The organism is Pelosinus sp. IPA-1 (assembly GCF_030269905.1).
In the GTDB taxonomy this organism is placed as follows: domain Bacteria; phylum Bacillota; class Negativicutes; order DSM-13327; family DSM-13327; genus Pelosinus.
The window spans coordinates 201,184-218,976 of the sequence record NZ_BSVC01000007.1 but is presented as its reverse complement, the minus strand read 5'-3'; the positions used below and the strand labels follow the sequence as shown (position 1 = coordinate 218,976).

The following is a 17,793-nucleotide window of genomic DNA, read 5'->3' as shown; positions in this document are numbered from 1 at the left end:
CAGCTAGTACCTATTTCTTGTCTTCATCGACAACTTTGTACTCAGCGTCCACTACTTTTTCATCCTTGCCGGCCTCAGGTGCTTGTTGTCCTGCAGCTTCTTGTTCCTTATTATAAACAGCAGAGGTCATTTCATATAATGGTTTTGTTAATTCTTCAGTATCTGCTTTAATTTTTTCTGTATCCGTACCTTTAAGGCTTTCTTTCAATGTATCCGCTGCCTTTTGTACTTTTGCTAGTAATTCTTTGTCTTCTACTTTATCGCCCATATCTTTAATGGTTTTTTCAGCTTGATAGACCAAAGAGTCGGCATTATTGCGAACTTCTACTTCTTCCTTACGGGTTTTATCTTCCGCTGCGTGGGCCTCTGCTTCTTTTACCATGCGTTCAATATCCTCTTTGCTCATACCACCTGAAGAGGTAATAGTAATTTTTTGTTCTTTACCAGTACCCAAATCCTTGGCAGATACATGCACAATACCGTTGGCATCAATATCAAAAGAAACTTCGATGCGTGGCACACCCCGTTGTGCTGGTGGAATATCTTTAAGTTCAAAACGACCTAATGTTTTATTATAGGAAGCCATTTCTCTTTCCCCTTGTAGAACATGAATGTCTACAGATGGTTGGTTATCAGCGGCAGTAGAGAATACTTGGCTCTTAGATGTAGGAATTGTAGTGTTACGCTCAATTATTTTAGTGAATACGCCACCTAAAGTTTCAATCCCTAAGGACAATGGAGTAACATCGAGCAATAATACATCTTTTACTTCGCCTACTAGTACACCTGCCTGAATTGCAGCACCTACAGCTACACACTCATCAGGATTTACGCCACGGTGAGGCTCTTTACCTAAGAAGCTTTTAATTGCTTCTTGTACTGCAGGAATACGAGTAGATCCACCTACAAGAATTACTTTTTCAATATCTTTAGGAGACAATCCAGCATCACTCATGGCTTGACGAGTTGGCCCCATAGTTGATTCTACTAGATCAGCAGTTAACTCATCAAATTTAGCTCTTGTTAAGTTTACATCTAAATGTTTAGGACCAGTTTGGTCTGCTGTAATAAATGGTAGATTAATATTTGTTGTTAACACACCAGAAAGTTCAATTTTGGCTTTTTCAGCAGCTTCACGTAGACGTTGTTCTGCCATACGGTCTTTTGATAAATCAATACCGTTTTCCTTTTTGAATTCAGCTATTAACCATTTCATAACGCGTTCATCAAAGTCATCCCCGCCCAAACGGTTATTACCATTTGTAGCTTTTACTTCGAATACACCTTCACCAAGTTCTAAGATAGATACGTCAAACGTACCACCACCCAAGTCAAAAACAAGTATAGTATGATCGTTTCCTTTATCAATACCGTAGGCTAATGCTGCGGCTGTTGGTTCATTAATAATACGTAACACTTCTAGACCAGCAATTGTTCCAGCATCTTTTGTCGCTTGACGTTGGCTGTCATTATAATAGGCAGGTACAGTAATAACAGCTTGGGTTACCGTTTGACCTAAATAAGCTTCTGCATCGGCCTTTAATTTTTGTAAAATCATTGCAGAAATTTCTTGTGGAGTATATGATTTATCATCAATTTTTACTTTATGGTCAGTCCCCATATATCTTTTAATTGAACTGATTGTACGTTCTGGATTGGATACAGCTTGACGTTTTGCTAATTGACCAACTAAACGTTCATCTGTTTTTGAAAAACCCACTACAGAAGGAGTAATTCTATTTCCTTCGGCATTCGCAATAACAACAGGTTCCCCACCTTCCATTACTGCTACACATGAATTTGTTGTACCAAGATCTATACCAATTACTTTTGCCATTATGTATTCCTCCTTGAAATATGTAAATTTTTATTTTTAAATGAAGCTTCTATTAAGTAACTTCTAATTACTTACTACCTTTACCATACTAGGTCTTATTACTTTACCTCGTACAGCGTAACCCTTTTGCAATTCTTCAACAATAGTACCATCTGGTTGTTCAGCGTCTTCTACTCGCATTACAGCTTCATGCTGCTGAGGATCAAAAGCCTTACCAACTGCCTCAACTGTTGTCAAACCACTTTTTTCTAAGACTTGTGCCAATTGACGATAAATCATCTCCACTCCAGAAAGCATCTTATCCGCATCCTGAGTAGCAATACTGCCTAAGGCTCGTTCAAAATTATCAATCACAGGCAACAACTCTAAGATAACATTCTGCGCTACAATATTTGATAACTCTTCCTTTTCTTGACGAGTCCGTCTTCGAAAATTATCAAAGTCAGCCTGTAATCGCTTATAGCGATCGTTGGCTTCTTCTAAAAGACGTTCTTTACCAAGAAGTTCCGCTTCTAGTGATGTACCATCGGCATCTTCTATCACTTCTACTGTCGGTTCCGATGTTACAGCGTTATCTTCAACTTCTTGCTCTAATTTTTCTTTTGTTTCACTCAAATATATCACCCCATATATAAAATTCCATTGTTTTTTTAGTTCTTGCCAGCAAGATTAGCTGTTTTGCTGTTCTCTTCTTTTTTCTTAATAATTGTATCTATACGCAAAATAGCTACTGCCACTTCTCCAGCTGCTTTGATTGCATGTAGTTTCACAGTTGCTGGATCCACGACTCCAATGTCCAGCATGTTAACGATTTCACCAGTATCACAATCTATACCTAATGAGTCTTTTTTTTGATTTGCATGGGCTGCAATAACCTCTTCTACTTTTTCTAGCGGATTGTAACCAGCATTTTCTACGATTTGCGCTAAGGGCCTTCGTAAAGCTTGGGTTACACAATCGACGCCATATGCCGCCATACCTTTTACGGCTTCTCGCGAGGCATTAATCTCACGGCTAATGGCAACCTCAATGGAGCCACCACCAGGAACATAACCGCCTTTAATGGCAGCTTGCACACTAGAAGCTGCATCTTTGGCAATACGTTGTCTCTCACCTACGACTTCTTCTGTTGCAGCACCTACCAGAATAGTCGCCATTGGCTTACCAGCGCCACCTAAAATACGAATATGTTTTAATTTTTCATCCTCATGTACCCTTGCTGCTACGCCTAAATAAGCAGCGATATCGTTACAATCTTTTTTAAGACCTGTGCGTTTTATCATTCGGGCACCCACATGTTCAGCGGCACGTCGTAATTCCTCCGCAGCCACTCGCTGAATCACCATAATACCAGAATCAGTAAGTATTTCCTCAGCAATATCATGAACACCTCTGTCTACCAAAACGACCTTAACACCAAGCTCCACGATTTTATGTATATTATTTTTAAATTCATTTTGCAGTTCAAGATAACGTTTAAACCCAAGTTCGGTACGAAGGGCTTCATCCCCTATTTCTTCAGGTTCTAAAGCATCATCAATAACTAACACTTTTATCTGACTTACTTCTAGGGGCATCTCTGTTGTCATTCTTTTTTTATCAATAATAACACCCATGAATACTTCGTTCTCGGCACCTTCTTGAGATAGGATAATGTCTGCTAATTTAAAATTACTTTCGCATAATTTTTCAATCCCTATAAGGCCTGCAGCTCGAATCACTAGTTCAGCAATATCTTTATATTCACGCCCAGCAATCATGGCAATATTAAGTAACACAGGATCATGTAAGTCATGAATTTGGTGGGCTCGTTGTTTTATTCCTTCTAATGCTAGGGTAATACCGTGCTTAATGCCTTCAATAACTCGAGCAATGGGTACACCTCTTACTACTTGGTTTACCCCTTCCCCCACCAAGCCGCCAGCCATAATCGTTGCTGTCGTTGTACCGTCTCCTACTTCAGCTTGCTGGGCTCTAGCTATATTAATCAGCATCTTAGCGGCTGGATGATCTACATCCATTTTTTCTAGGATGGTAACACCATCATTTGTAATAATTACTTCACCAAAAGAACCAAGCAGCATGGTATCGAGCCCTTTAGGACCAATTGTTCCCTCAACAGCTGCCGTTACAACACGAATCGCATTGGCATTTGTCATAAGGGCTGCCAGCCGTTCATCCGCTTCAGAACCATTACCAGCTTTATTTAGCTTCATTCCTGGTTCCTCCCAATTACAGTTATATTATATGTATGATAGAGTTAGCAATACCTTATTATGGTGAAAAGTTATTTCTAACTCTATCGTTTTATACTTTATATTTTTTCAGTACTTCACCTAAATGATTATGCATAAACTCTAACACTGACATCACTTTCCCATAATCCATTCTTGTTGGACCTAACACAGCTACAGTTCCAACTACCTGCCCATCAATACGATAGGTAGCCTGCACCATGCTGCAGTCTTGAATGCCACTATATTTATTTTCATCACCAATTGTAACAATAACGCCATCATTTCTTTGATTCTGCAAGATATTTGCTAAGAGTTGCTCTTCTTCTAACATATCCAGAAATGATTTTACTTTGTCGATGTTCTTAAATTCGGGCTGGCTTAACAATTGCGTCGTACCACCAAGATACAACCGCTCGTTTTTTTCCACCACTAAAGCCTTTTTTAAGATCCCCATGGCAGTTTCAAATAAATCCACGTCTACTAACATATCATTTTGGATATCTCTCAAAATAGATGCTTCAATATTGTCAAAAGACAAACCAGATAAACGCCGATTGATATGTTCTGCAATACGTTGTAAATCATTAAAAGAAAGACCTTTCGGTATATCTATTACCTTATTTTCGACAAAGCCTGTGTCAGTTACGACTACTAAAATAGTACGACAATCATCAAATGGTAGGAACTTTAGGTATTTAAAAGCACACTGTGATACCTGAGGCACCAAGACTAACGAAATGTTACTAGTAATTTTCGATAAGATTTTCGCAGTTTCCTGAAAAACTTCCTCAACGTGACGAGTTTTTTCCTGATACCAGTTTTTTATTAATGCGATTTCTTTATCTGACATTTGGGTTGGTTCTAATAAAGAATCTACATAAAAGCGATAACCTTTAGCAGAAGGGATTCGTCCTGATGAAGTATGGAGTTGTTCAATATAACCTAATAGTTCAAGATCAGCCATTTCATTTCGAATAGTTGCTGGGCTAACACCCAAATCATGCTTTCTAGCAATCGTACGTGAACCAATAGGCTCTGCGGTGGAAATATAGTCATCAACAATCGCTTGGAGAATACTACGTTTTCTCTTATCTAACATACAAGCTCCACCTCCTATTGTTAGCACTCTACACTGTAGAGTGCTAACGCCTATTAAAAAAATACCACTCCTACGCTCGATTGTCAAGATATAATAATCAGTTTTACTCAGGTAAAAATGCACGAAATACTACGTTGCCATACTTCATGCCTATTGTTGTTAAATATATCTGATTTTCTTCTACTACAATCAACTTTTGTCTTGTTAGTTTTTCAAGGACATCTTGGTACTGCTCCATAAAGTTATACGGAAAATATTCGTCAAACTCATTCATCGATAATCCTTGTACTGTACGCAATGCTAAAAATACATATTCAGCCATAGCCACTTCTATAGCTGGTGTCTCTCGGTCTTTAATTGGCGATTTCCCCATTGAAAGACATGTTATATATTGAGATACATCACTTACATTAGAAACCCGCTCTTTGTACAAAAAAGAATGCGCTGCTGCGCCTACCCCCACGTAAGGCTGATATTGCCAATATTTTAAATTATGACGACACTCAAAGCCAACTTTCGCAAAGTTCGATATTTCATACCTCATAAATCCACTTCTTGGCAAAAATTCCGTTGTATATTGATACATGTCCTCATCAATTTCTTCATCTGGCAGCATAAGTTTTCCTCGCTTTTGCATTGCCGCAAAAGGTGTCCCCTCTTCTACCTTCAATCCATAAGCCGATATATGGGTAACATTAAGCTTAATTGCTTGACGTACACTAGCCTCTAAGTCCAAAAGAGATTGTCCTGGTAGTCCATACATTAAGTCAATATTAATATTTTCAAATCCTGCATTTTGTGCTTCCTGTATTGCTTGCATTGCTTCTTGTCCACAATGTATTCTACCAATTGACTGTAGTAGTTCATCAGAAAAGCTTTGCACACCAAAACTAATTCGATTCACACCACTTGCCCTTAAGGCCCGTAGTTTATTTTGATCAACTGTACCAGGATTCGCTTCTATACTTATTTCAGCGTTTTTATCAATAATAAAGGAACTGTGTACACATTCTAATATCTTCCGTAAGGAATCCGTTGCTAATACAGTAGGCGTGCCACCGCCAATATATATTGTATCAATAACATCCCCAGATAAAACACCGCCCTTGCCAGAAATTTCCTGGCACAAGGCGGCAACATAGGGCTGATATAAATGGGTCAAATTGGCCTCAGATGGAAAATCACAGTATAAACACTTTTGCTGACAAAAAGGAATGTGAATATATAGACCCATTTTCATTATCCTAATCACCTTTTTAATCAATCTTTAATATGGCCATAAAGGCTTCTTGCGGCACTTCCACACTACCTACCTGTTTCATGCGCTTTTTACCTTCTTTTTGTTTTTCCAATAATTTTCGCTTACGGCTAATATCGCCACCATAACATTTTGCTAATACATCCTTACGCATTGCTCTTACAGTTTCCCGCGCAACTACCTTATTGCCAATAGCTGCTTGAATTGGAATTTCAAACATTTGTCTGGGAATAATTCCCCTTAATTTTTCTACCAATATACGTCCTCGATAGGTTGCCTTATCTCTGTGTACAATGATGGATAATGCATCAACAGGTTCACTGTTGAGCAAGATATCAAGTTTGACAAGCAAGGATTGTCGATAACCAATTAATTCATAGTCTAAAGAGGCATATCCGCGAGTAGCTGATTTTAAACGATCAAAATAATCATAAATAATCTCACTCAAAGGTAAATGATAGGTGAGCATGACCCTAGTTGTATCTAGGTATTTCATATCCTTGAATTCGCCACGTTTTTCTTGGGACAACTCCATAACTACACCTACATAGTCATTTGGAACAATCACCATAGCTTTAACATAAGGTTCTTCAATATGTTCAATTTCTTGGGGAGTTGGTAATTTGGAAGGGTTTTCGATTTCAAAAATTTCCCCATCTGTCTTGAACACTTTGTAGATAACACTCGGTGCTGTCGTAATCAAGGTAATACTATATTCCCTCTCCAAGCGTTCCTGTATGACTTCCATATGCAAAAGCCCTAAGAAACCGCAACGGAAACCGAACCCTAAAGCGCTAGAAGTCTCAGGTTCAAATACCAGCGATGCGTCATTCAGCTTTAATTTTTCCAGAGCATCGCGAAGCAAATCATATTCAGAACTATCTACCGGGTACAAACCACAATAGACCATAGGCGTAACCTTACGATAACCTGGTAAAGCCTCCGCAACAGGACGCTCAGCATCAGTGATCGTGTCACCAACTCGAACATCTTTAACATTTTTAATACTACCTGCCACAAAACCAACATGACCCGGAGCCAGTTCACTAACATTGGTCATAGCCGGTCTAAAAACGCCTACCTCTGTCACTTCAACGATTTTATTGGTAGCCATCATTTTCATTTTCATACCAGGTCTAATTATGCCGTTTATAACCCTTACATAGGCAATAACTCCTTTATAAGCATCAAAATGGGAATCAAAAATAAGTGCACATAATGGCTCTTCCACCGTGCCAGTCGGTGGTGGAATCTTCTTTACAATTGCCTCTAGTACTTCTTCAATACCAATACCTGATTTTGCACTTGTTAACACAGCATCAGAAGTATCAAGACCAATTACATCTTCGACTTCTTGTTTCACTCTCTCTGGATCAGCACTTGGTAGATCAATTTTATTAATAACTGTAATGATTTCTAAATCATTATCTAACGCTAAATACACGTTGGCCAAGGTTTGTGCTTCAATCCCCTGAGCAGCATCTACAATCAAGAGCGCTCCTTCACAAGCTGCCAAACTGCGTGACACCTCATAAGTAAAGTCAACGTGCCCTGGTGTGTCGATGAGATTTAACATGTAAGTCTCACCATCTTTTGCCGTGTATTCTAACCTTACAGACTGTGCTTTAATGGTAATACCACGTTCCCGTTCAAGATCCATATTATCCAGAACCTGGGCTTCCATTTGCCTGGAAGATAGAGTGCCTGTATACTCAATCAACCGATCGGCTAGAGTAGATTTTCCATGATCTATATGAGCAATTATCGAGAAATTGCGGATATTCTTCGTCTTCATATAGGCCTCCTCTCGAAATCAATAGCATAATTACTGCTCTTGATTATATCACTTGGGACCTAACACCTGCAAGTATTACCTGAATTGTTGCTATAAACATTTATAGTTAGGAAGCCGCTTTGATAAAGGCGGCTTCCTTTTACTAGGAGACAACTATAATATATGCAAGATTAGAACTTGATGTGAGCTAATTCTTTCTTAATTTTTTGCCATCCCGCTACTATGTATGTTTCTACTTCTCTGCTTTCTAGGCTTAGCCATGCGATACCTTTTCGGCAATCAAAGTATATATATTTAGGAATTGCTAACGTATAATATGGTGTCTTTATTCGTAAGTTGTTCTCTTGATTCGTGATCTCTGCTACTTTATACATTGCGCTTACCTTATAACTGGTCCCCAATACCTCTAAATTGTAAACTCCCTCACTACTACGATTCATATTAAAGACATAAGCCTGATTCTCTCTCTCTGTTAAGCTATTTAACTGTTGTTCTGTAGCAGTTATACCTAATATAATCGCTACAACTAAAATTAATAAGCCACGTCCAATAACCATGGTATCGTTATAAGCTAAGCGGCAAAACATATCCTCACCTCTATTCTTACATGAGGAACAATTGGATTGCTATTGTTTGTTGCTCTCCTCAATAATTTCTGCCAATATATCACCAAACATTTCAATTCCACGCTCTGCTTCCTCTTTACTACTTTCCTGGCACCCTATTTCGATTAATAATGCCCGTGGGTGAAGATGTTGATTATAACGCCAATTTTCCATCTGAATTCCACGGGAAAGACCTGGATAACGTTGATTCAACTTGGCATCAATTAATTTAGCAAAGGCATGATTTTGTTGCCAATGGGGCTGTACTAAATCCTGTTGCCCTACACAAACGATGATCTTGATTTTTGCGACCTCTACACCATTTACAGTCGCTGTATAATTTTCTCGTTTATCGGCATCACGATGAATATCAAAAAGCATCTGAATGGACGGGTTTTCAGCTAACATCTTCCTCACAGTAACTTCTGAAGCATCATAAGCTTTCATAAAACTAGGGTAATCATGAATTGTAGTATTTTGTAGTGTGGAAATACCATAAGTACCCAATCTTTTTGTTAAGGCTTCTCCCACGTCTACAATATCTCCCCGCTGACCACCTGGCTTGTGCGCTGCTCCAGAACTAGGAATGAAGGACTCTGCTGTGTGAGTATAATATAACCCTACCAAAGGCTTGCCACTTGGCAAACTGTTTTTTGTTTCAAATTTTGGAAAATTAGGCAGACTCATCGCACTTACTGTTTGTGGCCCTGCTTTAAATTTTGCTAATATAGGAATTTCAGCCTGAAAGATAGATCTCATATCCTTAATATCTACACCGATAAAAAATAACAATGTCTCTCTGACGACTTGCTGTATACTAACTTCATTTTTTATGGTAACTGGATTTTTCAACTCTGTAGCAGTATTTAATCCTGGAACTCCCGAAAATAATATATCACGCCATTGTGGCACTCTATACTGTTTTTGTTGTATTGAACTACTGGCACTCACTGCTAAAGCTTCTTCAGATATCCCAAGATGAGGCCATATTGCTACACATAACAAAAATAACAATAAAAGAATTACTGCTATCCTTTTAGATGACTTATACTTTTTTCTATGGCGAGCGCGTCTTGTTAACATCCTTTCCTCCCACTGACATCTATGCTAAGAATAACAGCAAGCACAGGTTGTCACACTTTTTTGTTTACATACAATGTATATGCTTTGGAGGAGAAGGATAGTACTGATTACGATATAAGAAAACAATGAATCATCTTAACCATGTAAATAGGTATGTATGTTTTCATAGTCAATATGCGGGTGCATAGCTTGGTTGATCCCCCCAGCTAAAACGACGGCAATATCATCAATGAAACGATCTACTTCCTTAGGGGTAACCATTAAATCGCCCAACACTTCAGGTAGAACTTGGCCGACAATTGTACGGCGATCTGTATCTGATAAATGCTCCATACTTTTAAAATAACGTGCAAAAGGAGCATGTTCTTGCAATGTATTAATCGTATCCATCGCAATCGTAGAGGCATGAACAACAGTAGGTACTCCAATGGCAATAACAGGCACGCCTAAAGATTCCTTCGTTAATCCAAAACGTTTATTTCCTACACCTGAGCCAGGACTGATGCCTGTATTTGCCAACTGGACTGTAGTAATCACTCTGCGAGTAGAAGCCGCTGCCAATGCATCAATGGCAATAACTAAATTCGGTTTTATTTTACTAACTAGTCCTTGTACAATTTCCACCGTTTCCATCCCCGTAATACCCAAAACACCTGGTGCTATGGCACAAACTGATCGCACCCCACCCTTAAGTTCAGGTGATAACATTTCCTGCAAATGACGAGTCACTACTATTTTATCAATTGCTCTAGGTCCTAAGGCATCAGGTGTAATATTCCAATTTCCTAGACCGATAACCAATACAGTAGCATTTTCTCCCAAGTCCGCCATGTCAACCAGTTCTTTCGCTAAGAGTTTCATAATCTTTTGCTGTAAAGGAGTATTTTTATAACGAAGCCCCTGAGCTTCAATAGTCACATAAGTCCCTTTTCCTTTACCCATTATTTTCTCCGCCTCGGGAGTCGTAATATTAACCTTAGTAATAATAACTTCCTCATCCTCTGCCGTTTCCACTAGAACACCTGGAATATCTTCACTAACTTCTTTAGTTAACATCTCCCGCACTTCTAGTGCTAAGTCAGTACGACTGCTTCCTGTGAAATGGCTCACCCTTATCACTCCTTATTTATAAAATCAAGGTTATATTACCCTAAATTAATAATAGCTATACAAATCAATACCAGCCTTCACAAACCTTGCCCTATTAGGGCAACATAACTACTCTAAAGAATTCCCAACTTATAGTCATAAATTTATTAAATGTTACTTGCATTTTCCATAATCACATGCTAAGATACTATAGGTAACATGCTCTTTAAGGAGGTGAATCACTTGCCAAACATTAAATCATCTGAACGTAGCGTAAAAACCGATGCTGAGCGACGTGCTAGAAACTTTGCGGTGAGATCAACCATTAGAACTGTATCTCGCAAAGTAGTTGAGTCCGTAGCTGCTGGTAAAAACGATGAGGCGAAAGCCCTTCTAATTAATGCTAGCAAAACGATTGACAAGGCAGCCAGCAAAGGTGTTGTTCATAAAAATGCCGCGGCCCGCAAGAAATCGAGATTAGCTCGTAAACTTAATGCCTTAGCTAAGTAATTAAGAAAAAAGCCCCTGTTCATTACGTAATGAACAGGGGCTTTTGCGTTTTATTTAACTATTTATCCGTTGACTAAACCGCGCTAAGATTCCCATCTCGTTAACAGCCTGTAATATCCTGCCCTCTGATTAGGATAACAGTCTGTAAAACTCGAAGTAAGTTCGCTCTAAGGATTTGCGAATCTAAGGCTCACTTATATAAGTGGGAGTTTAAGAGCAGCTAAGTCCCTGGATAAGAAGGGCTAAGATTCAGATGGAGTTTAAACAGCATCTGAATCAAGTCTTCTTTATCTACAAAGGGCAATAATAATTTGTTCAATTACGGAATGATTGGCTCTACCTGATTTTAAGTCATAATCCGCTGTTGCCAAAGCTAAGGTCGCTTCTTTCAAAGCCTCTAACCTAAAATTCTGACTCTGTTTTAGCATCTTTTCACCAATGAAGGGCATTACACCAAGTTTTTCTGAAATTTCTTTAGTGCTACGTCCATCTTTTTCCATCTCTCTAGCTTGCCACATAAGACGCACTTGACGTGCAAGTAAAGATAATAATTTAAGAGGATGTTCTCCTGATTTAACCTGTTCTCCCAGCAATTGAAGTGCTTTTCCTAATTGCTTCTGGCTAACCGCATCAATCATAGAAAAGATTGATATTTCTGGAATGGAAGACATGATTTCCACTAAATCACGATGACTAATCACGCTTTTCCCTTCTGTAAACAGAGCTACCTTCTCCAATTCATTCTCTAAAAAACCCAAAGATACTTGAGGCATGATACTAATAACTCCCAAGAAGTATTCCATCGCGTCAGAGGCCATTCTTCTATTTAGTTCATTAAGCTTCGGTAGAAGCCACCCTCTTACGTCTTTCCCTTTTAAATTAGCAACCTCTACGGCGGCTCCATGCTTTTCTATTATCTTAAAAAGTTTTCGGCGTTTATCCACTTTATCCGTTGTGGAAAGAATAACATGTGTGTAATCTGGCATATTGCTAATAACGTTTAGCAGACGCTCATCCAACTTATCCCCTGTTTCGGCTTGTTCATTACTTCCTGTTTTTCTTGGACGAAACAAGGAGGTACCACGCACAACAATAACATTTTTTCCACCCATAAATGGAACTGTTTCGATTAAAGCGATAAACTCATTTATGGTAGGATCCTTTTCTAAATGCAAAAGGTTCATCTCTATTTCCTCAGGTGCCAGTACGGCCTTAATAACTGCCTGTTCAATTTGTCTAATAAAATAAGTTTCTTCACCATGCAAAAGATATATTGATTTTACTTGCCCTTTTTTAATTTCTTCTAAAACTGCTGCATAACTCATAACGTCCCCCTATTGCAATCGAATTACTTTATATATTGAAGACTTGACTCATAGATTCTTTAACTCCTTGAATCAATCTTACTTATCTAGAATTTAGCTCTGCCCCACTTATATAAGATGGAACTCTTATAGCAGGTTAGTCAGAAGATAAAAAAGTATCCACTTCCATTTTTGTACCGTTTGTATTAAATACGATAGCCCCTTGCTTATCTGTACGATATATTGTACTATGTTGTGCTTCTAAACGTCGAATGGTATCGCCGTGAGGATGCCCGAAAGAATTATTATTTCCTACAGAAATAACTGCATACTTAGGCGCTACAGCTTGCAAAAATTCCACTGTTGAGGAAGTTCTCGCCCCATGATGACCTACCTTAAGTACCGTACTGGAAATATCCTTATTACTTTGTAGCATTTGTTCCTCACCATGGGCTGGAAGATCACCCGTAAATAAGAAACTATACTTCCCGTAACTTGCTCGTACTACACTTGAAACCTCATTTCCGCTCTGTCCATTCATTCCAGTATCAGCATGTAACACCTCAATAACAACGCCATCAAGTTCTATCCTCTGTCCTTCGTAAGTAGCGATGATAACGCTACTGCGAGGTATAACATGCAATAAATTAACAACTGCTTGTGTATATTTTTCCTGTGATAACATAATATTTTTCACCGGAATTTCTCTCGCTATCCCCGCTGCTCCACCAGCATGATCTTGGTGACCATGAGTCAAAAAAAGATAATCAAGCCCTTGTATTCCATAATGCCTCAAGTAAGGTAAAACAACGCGGTAGCCAATATCAAACTCTACAGTTTCTCCCATCGTGCCGCCAGTATCCACTAGAATTGCCCGCCCATGGGGCGTAACGATCAGAGCAGCATCACCTTGACCCACATCAATAAAATGAACCGCTACAGGGCGAGGATAGACCGTATAGCCTATTATACACGAAACAAGAAATAATAAGACAACTGCACTTTTTTGAGGCCATCTTTTAATCGTCTCTCTTAAGGATAACACATTTTTCGGTTTATACCCATACATCCAGCATAGCAATCCATAATAAAGTATACTACCAAAAACCCCAATAGACGGTACATATAACTTAGCAGCAGGCATTGCAGCCAACCATTTCGTTAATTGAAGAACGAGTCCAATTAGCAAACTGCAGATAACCATACTTACATTCCCTACAAACCCTATCAGCAAACCACTAAAAGCACCAAACAGCCCTAGTATCAGAATACCTTCAATAATAGGAACAATGATCAAATTCGCTATAAAAGAGCTAAGGGAGAAACTATTAAAATACCAAGCAATAAAGGGTAATACTCCTACCTGGGCTGAAATGGTGATGGCTAAGGGGCTGGCAAGACAAAGCGGCAAAAAACGCAATTTACTCACAGTCTTAGCATGTAAGAAAACCAATCCGGCCGTTGAAGCAAAAGATAACTGGAAACTCAAATCATAAATCAGAGCCGGCTGATAAATCAACATACCAAGCACAGATAAACACAATGCCACTGCAGCATCCTTTTCTCGTTCAAGACATACCGCCCCTAATCCAATCAAGCCCATAATGAGAGAACGCAATACTGGAGGGGTTAGTCCACAAAAGACCGCATATAAAGCAATAAAAAAAGCTGAAAATAAAGGTACTATTTTATTGGCAAACATAAACCCTTTGAATGCATTATTACCTAATACAGTAATAATCCCTGCCACCAAAGCAATATGAGATCCTGACACAGACAGAATGTGTACAATTCCTGTTGTTGAAAAATCAGCTACAATCTCACGCGGAATCCCCCCATATCCGCCAAATAAAATTCCTGCTAGAATTGCTTCATGACTTTCAGGCATTACCTTTTTTATATTTTCGATTATGTTTTCTCGCCATGTCATCGCTACCTGTTTCCATGAGTAACTATTATCTACAATGCTTATTTCCTTCCCGTAAACAGACATCCTCCCTCGAATACCTTGTAATTGTGCCGCGGCAACACTATCGTATTGACCTGGATTATTATAGCCATGCAGCATAATAATTTCGCCATTTACTTGCACCATATTTCCTTGCTGGAAGATTTTTTCTTTGTTAGATTGCCTACTAGAAACAGACAATCTCCCTGTGGCAACCACTGACTGCTTCTCCCTTTGCACTTTATTTGTTTCTATTATATATCTAACTTTATTTATTTCTTCCTCTAAAGCAGTTACCTGGGGTGTTTCCACAATAGTACCATATACCGTTACTTTTTTTCCTGTAAAGTGGCTGATATCCGCCGGACCTAAGGCATCATCATGAATAAAGCGTAACATGCCAATGATAAAAAATAATAAAACAATTAACCAGACTGTCTGCTTTTGTGAATATATTTGTTTGATCAAAAGAATGCTTGTAACAAAGCTACTAGCATATAAAAAGGGTAATAGCCATGAAAATGATTCAGCACACCATATACCTGCGGCAAAAGCAGCTGTAATAAGTACAACTAAGTTAGGCATAGTTATTACCCCTCATCAATTTTTCTTTCCTATTAACTATGTCTCCATGAATTAGTGCCTACCTTTGTTTATAAAACTATGATTTACCATTAAATACAAAATCCCTGCATGAATCCTTGTAAATTATCCCTGTAATAAACAAAAATCACTATTTGTCCGAATGACAAATAGTGATTTAATATTACCCGTAATGTTTCTGTAAATGACTAAAATAGTATGAGATTTTTATTTATTTGCTCCAGAAGCCTTCGTCCCAATTCGGATGACTTGATCTACTGGCGAAAATTCATCTGTAGCGATAAACTCACGATCAATTTCCTTTCCCTTATAATGCTTGACTCGGTATGTAGTCACTTGGAAACCTTTTAGGCCCTCCTCTTCAATTACCTCTTTGCCGATCTCAAGTTTTGGATCTTGTTTTATAATAGTGTTAGGTTCTAGCACCCTTTTATCAGTTGCTACTATTTGAATATCTGGTGGATTTTCACTCCGTCTGCCAAAAATCGTAATGTTAACTGTATTGCCCAGTACTTCCGAAAGTATATAGATGTTAGATTGTGAAGTATTTTTGAATTTAAAATCTAATAAATTATCTGCTACAGTAGCATCCCGCCCAATAGGAACATAGCTAGGCGGCCTAAAATGCGACGTACGTTCCTCAACCGCCATATCTGCTAATAGAATCGCATTATACAATGTACTACTAACCTGACACACACCACCACCAAAATCAGGCAGTAGCTTACCATTGATGAATACTGGTGCTTCTTTGTAACCATACTGCGCTAAGCGCAAACCAACGTAGGTATTAAAGGAAAAAAAATCACCACTTTTTACAAGAACACCATTAATGTTTTGGGCGGCAATAAGAATGTTCTCACTACGATTTTTATCAGAAGAATCAAATTGAGTACTATAAGAAGCAAGAACTCCATTAATATCTCCTAGGTCTCTGGCAATGATCTTCGGCTGGATTTCATTCACTGCTAGCGATAAGGTTAGGGGCAGTCCTGAATTTAACCGATTAGCAATTTCAGTGCTAGTCCTTACTATATCAACCTTTTTACCAACAATCTCCGGCAATATTTCCACTATATTATTAGTATAACGCAGTATAGAACTCTGCGCCTCACAGTCAATATTTCCAGCTATGCTAATTAATACATCATTCAGTTTATCCTTATTATATGAGGGCGTAATCGGTATCATATGGCCTTGAATAAGTGCAAAATATCTTTCCTGGAGCCGACGAATCATACTTCCTTGACGCCCCACGGCGTAAGCTTGCTTAGCTAGCAATTCAGCATCGATGGTTAGATCAATTTCAGCTGCGGTCACTGACCATCTATTGTTATAAACTAAGTTAAGTACAGATTGCTGAGTCTTTTCCCTATAAGCATCATTAATTTTTCTCTCAGCCTGATCAATGGACAAACCGCCCACATCAATATCCCCAACTCTTACTCCATTATAGATGTCACCAGTCATCATGTAGACAACATTTGTAGCTACAAAACCAACGAGGCTAAATACCACAATTATGTTAAAAAATATTATAAATTTAGTAATTCGTTTCGATTTCACAGGCTGCACAACACCGCACCTTTCTAAGTAAAAAGTATAATAATGAGAGGCCCCAAAAAAAGGAGCCTCTTATTTTAAATATTCATTGATAGTTCAACAAGTTTACCAGCGTTTTGTGCTTCTTGAATAACTTCCTTAGTAATTTCACCGCCTTGTTCAACAATTACAACACCGTTATCAGCTTCAATTCGACGAGTGGCTTTTTTCCCTAGTAAATATGCCCGTTGTTTTTCTTCAAATTTCTTGACCGAATCGTCACTAGACTCTACCACAACCGGTTGTGGCACTTCTTCCACAACTGGATTTGTAGTGTTATTAGTAATTGGTGTTGGTCCTGGATTAATAGTAACTGTTTCAGCCTGAACTATAGGATCTGGGGTAACACTGCTTTTGTCGTCAGAAATGATCAAAATCTCTTTACCAAAGGTGCGAATGCGTTGTCCCTGTATCTGATCAACTTCTCCATTCGGCCCTTCAATTTGACAACTACCTATTTTACCACTTTCATCTACACTATATTCAGATACTCGTCCCTGAAAACCACCAAGTTGCGTTAGCACTTTAGCCCCAATCACCTTAACATTAGCGTCAAGTAGTTTTTCAATTTCTTGGTCATGGGCAATAGGAAGGATGCTAGAACTATTTTCAACAGTGACAGCATTATCTCCAACACCAATAACAGCTGTAAAAGGTAATAGTTTAGCACCTACTTTATACCAATTATCGTCTTCAATTACCATAGCAGCAACAGCACCTTTTGCTGCGTTGATGACAAGACATTTCACCCGCCCTAACTCGCTACCTTCAGTAAGGCTAATAACAGGCAACCCTAAAATTTCACTATTTTTTTTCACAATAA

General features: G+C 38.6%; 14 protein-coding genes. 1 reads left to right on the top strand and 13 read right to left on the bottom strand.

The window, feature by feature from the left end:
• Positions 1 to 10: 10 nt before the first annotated feature.
• From dnaK to gpr, 9 genes are all read right to left on the bottom strand, one after another.
• Positions 11 to 1,837, bottom strand: a complete 1,827-nt coding sequence (dnaK, locus tag QSJ81_RS18060) for a molecular chaperone DnaK (protein ID WP_285718742.1) — start codon at positions 1,835 to 1,837, stop codon at positions 11 to 13.
• Positions 1,838 to 1,900: 63 nt separating this feature from the next.
• The gene (grpE, locus tag QSJ81_RS18055) at positions 1,901 to 2,452 is read right to left on the bottom strand and encodes a nucleotide exchange factor GrpE (RefSeq protein WP_502929667.1); all 552 of its coding nucleotides are present in this window, start codon (positions 2,450 to 2,452) and stop codon (positions 1,901 to 1,903) included.
• 35 nt (positions 2,453 to 2,487) lie between these two features.
• Positions 2,488 to 4,053: a TCP-1/cpn60 chaperonin family protein gene (locus QSJ81_RS18050; RefSeq protein WP_285718740.1), complete on the bottom strand. Its 1,566-nt coding sequence runs from the start codon at positions 4,051 to 4,053 to the stop codon at positions 2,488 to 2,490.
• Between the two features lie 91 nt (positions 4,054 to 4,144).
• Positions 4,145 to 5,173, bottom strand: coding sequence for a heat-inducible transcriptional repressor HrcA (hrcA, locus tag QSJ81_RS18045; RefSeq protein WP_285718739.1), 1,029 nt, complete (start codon positions 5,171 to 5,173; stop codon positions 4,145 to 4,147).
• A 103-nt stretch (positions 5,174 to 5,276) separates the two neighbouring features.
• The gene (gene hemW, locus QSJ81_RS18040; protein WP_285718738.1) at positions 5,277 to 6,413 is read right to left on the bottom strand and encodes a radical SAM family heme chaperone HemW; all 1,137 of its coding nucleotides are present in this window, start codon (positions 6,411 to 6,413) and stop codon (positions 5,277 to 5,279) included.
• Between the two features lie 16 nt (positions 6,414 to 6,429).
• Entirely contained in the window at positions 6,430 to 8,226 is a 1,797-nt protein-coding gene (lepA, locus tag QSJ81_RS18035; RefSeq protein WP_285718737.1) for a translation elongation factor 4, read from the bottom strand.
• A gap of 170 nt (positions 8,227 to 8,396) precedes the next feature.
• On the bottom strand, positions 8,397 to 8,813 hold the full coding sequence (locus QSJ81_RS18030) for a hypothetical protein (RefSeq protein WP_285718736.1): 417 nt from the start codon (positions 8,811 to 8,813) through the stop codon (positions 8,397 to 8,399).
• Positions 8,814 to 8,852: 39 nt separating this feature from the next.
• Positions 8,853 to 9,914, bottom strand: coding sequence for a stage II sporulation protein P (gene spoIIP, locus QSJ81_RS18025; protein WP_285718735.1), 1,062 nt, complete (start codon positions 9,912 to 9,914; stop codon positions 8,853 to 8,855).
• Positions 9,915 to 10,049: 135 nt separating this feature from the next.
• Positions 10,050 to 11,024, bottom strand: coding sequence for a GPR endopeptidase (gene gpr, locus QSJ81_RS18020; protein WP_285718734.1), 975 nt, complete (start codon positions 11,022 to 11,024; stop codon positions 10,050 to 10,052).
• Between the two features lie 222 nt (positions 11,025 to 11,246).
• On the opposite strand from gpr, the gene rpsT reads away from it, so the two are divergent.
• Complete coding sequence (gene rpsT / locus QSJ81_RS18015; RefSeq protein WP_038671591.1) at positions 11,247 to 11,513, top strand: 30S ribosomal protein S20; 267 nt, start codon at positions 11,247 to 11,249, stop codon at positions 11,511 to 11,513.
• Between the two features lie 287 nt (positions 11,514 to 11,800).
• Here the strand turns inward: rpsT and holA are convergent, their stop codons facing one another.
• The 4 genes from holA to QSJ81_RS17995 all read right to left on the bottom strand — a co-directional run bounded on the left by holA (position 11,801) and on the right by QSJ81_RS17995 (position 17,788).
• The gene (gene holA / locus QSJ81_RS18010) at positions 11,801 to 12,838 is read right to left on the bottom strand and encodes a DNA polymerase III subunit delta (RefSeq protein ID WP_285718733.1); all 1,038 of its coding nucleotides are present in this window, start codon (positions 12,836 to 12,838) and stop codon (positions 11,801 to 11,803) included.
• A 136-nt stretch (positions 12,839 to 12,974) separates the two neighbouring features.
• Positions 12,975 to 15,350, bottom strand: a complete 2,376-nt coding sequence (locus tag QSJ81_RS18005) for a DNA internalization-related competence protein ComEC/Rec2 (protein ID WP_285718732.1) — start codon at positions 15,348 to 15,350, stop codon at positions 12,975 to 12,977.
• A gap of 225 nt (positions 15,351 to 15,575) precedes the next feature.
• A complete protein-coding gene (locus tag QSJ81_RS18000; protein WP_285718731.1) occupies positions 15,576 to 16,934 on the bottom strand; it encodes a VanW family protein in 1,359 nt (452 codons plus the stop codon).
• Between the two features lie 74 nt (positions 16,935 to 17,008).
• Entirely contained in the window at positions 17,009 to 17,788 is a 780-nt protein-coding gene (locus tag QSJ81_RS17995) for a PRC-barrel domain-containing protein (protein WP_285718730.1), read from the bottom strand.
• Positions 17,789 to 17,793 lie beyond the last annotated feature (5 nt).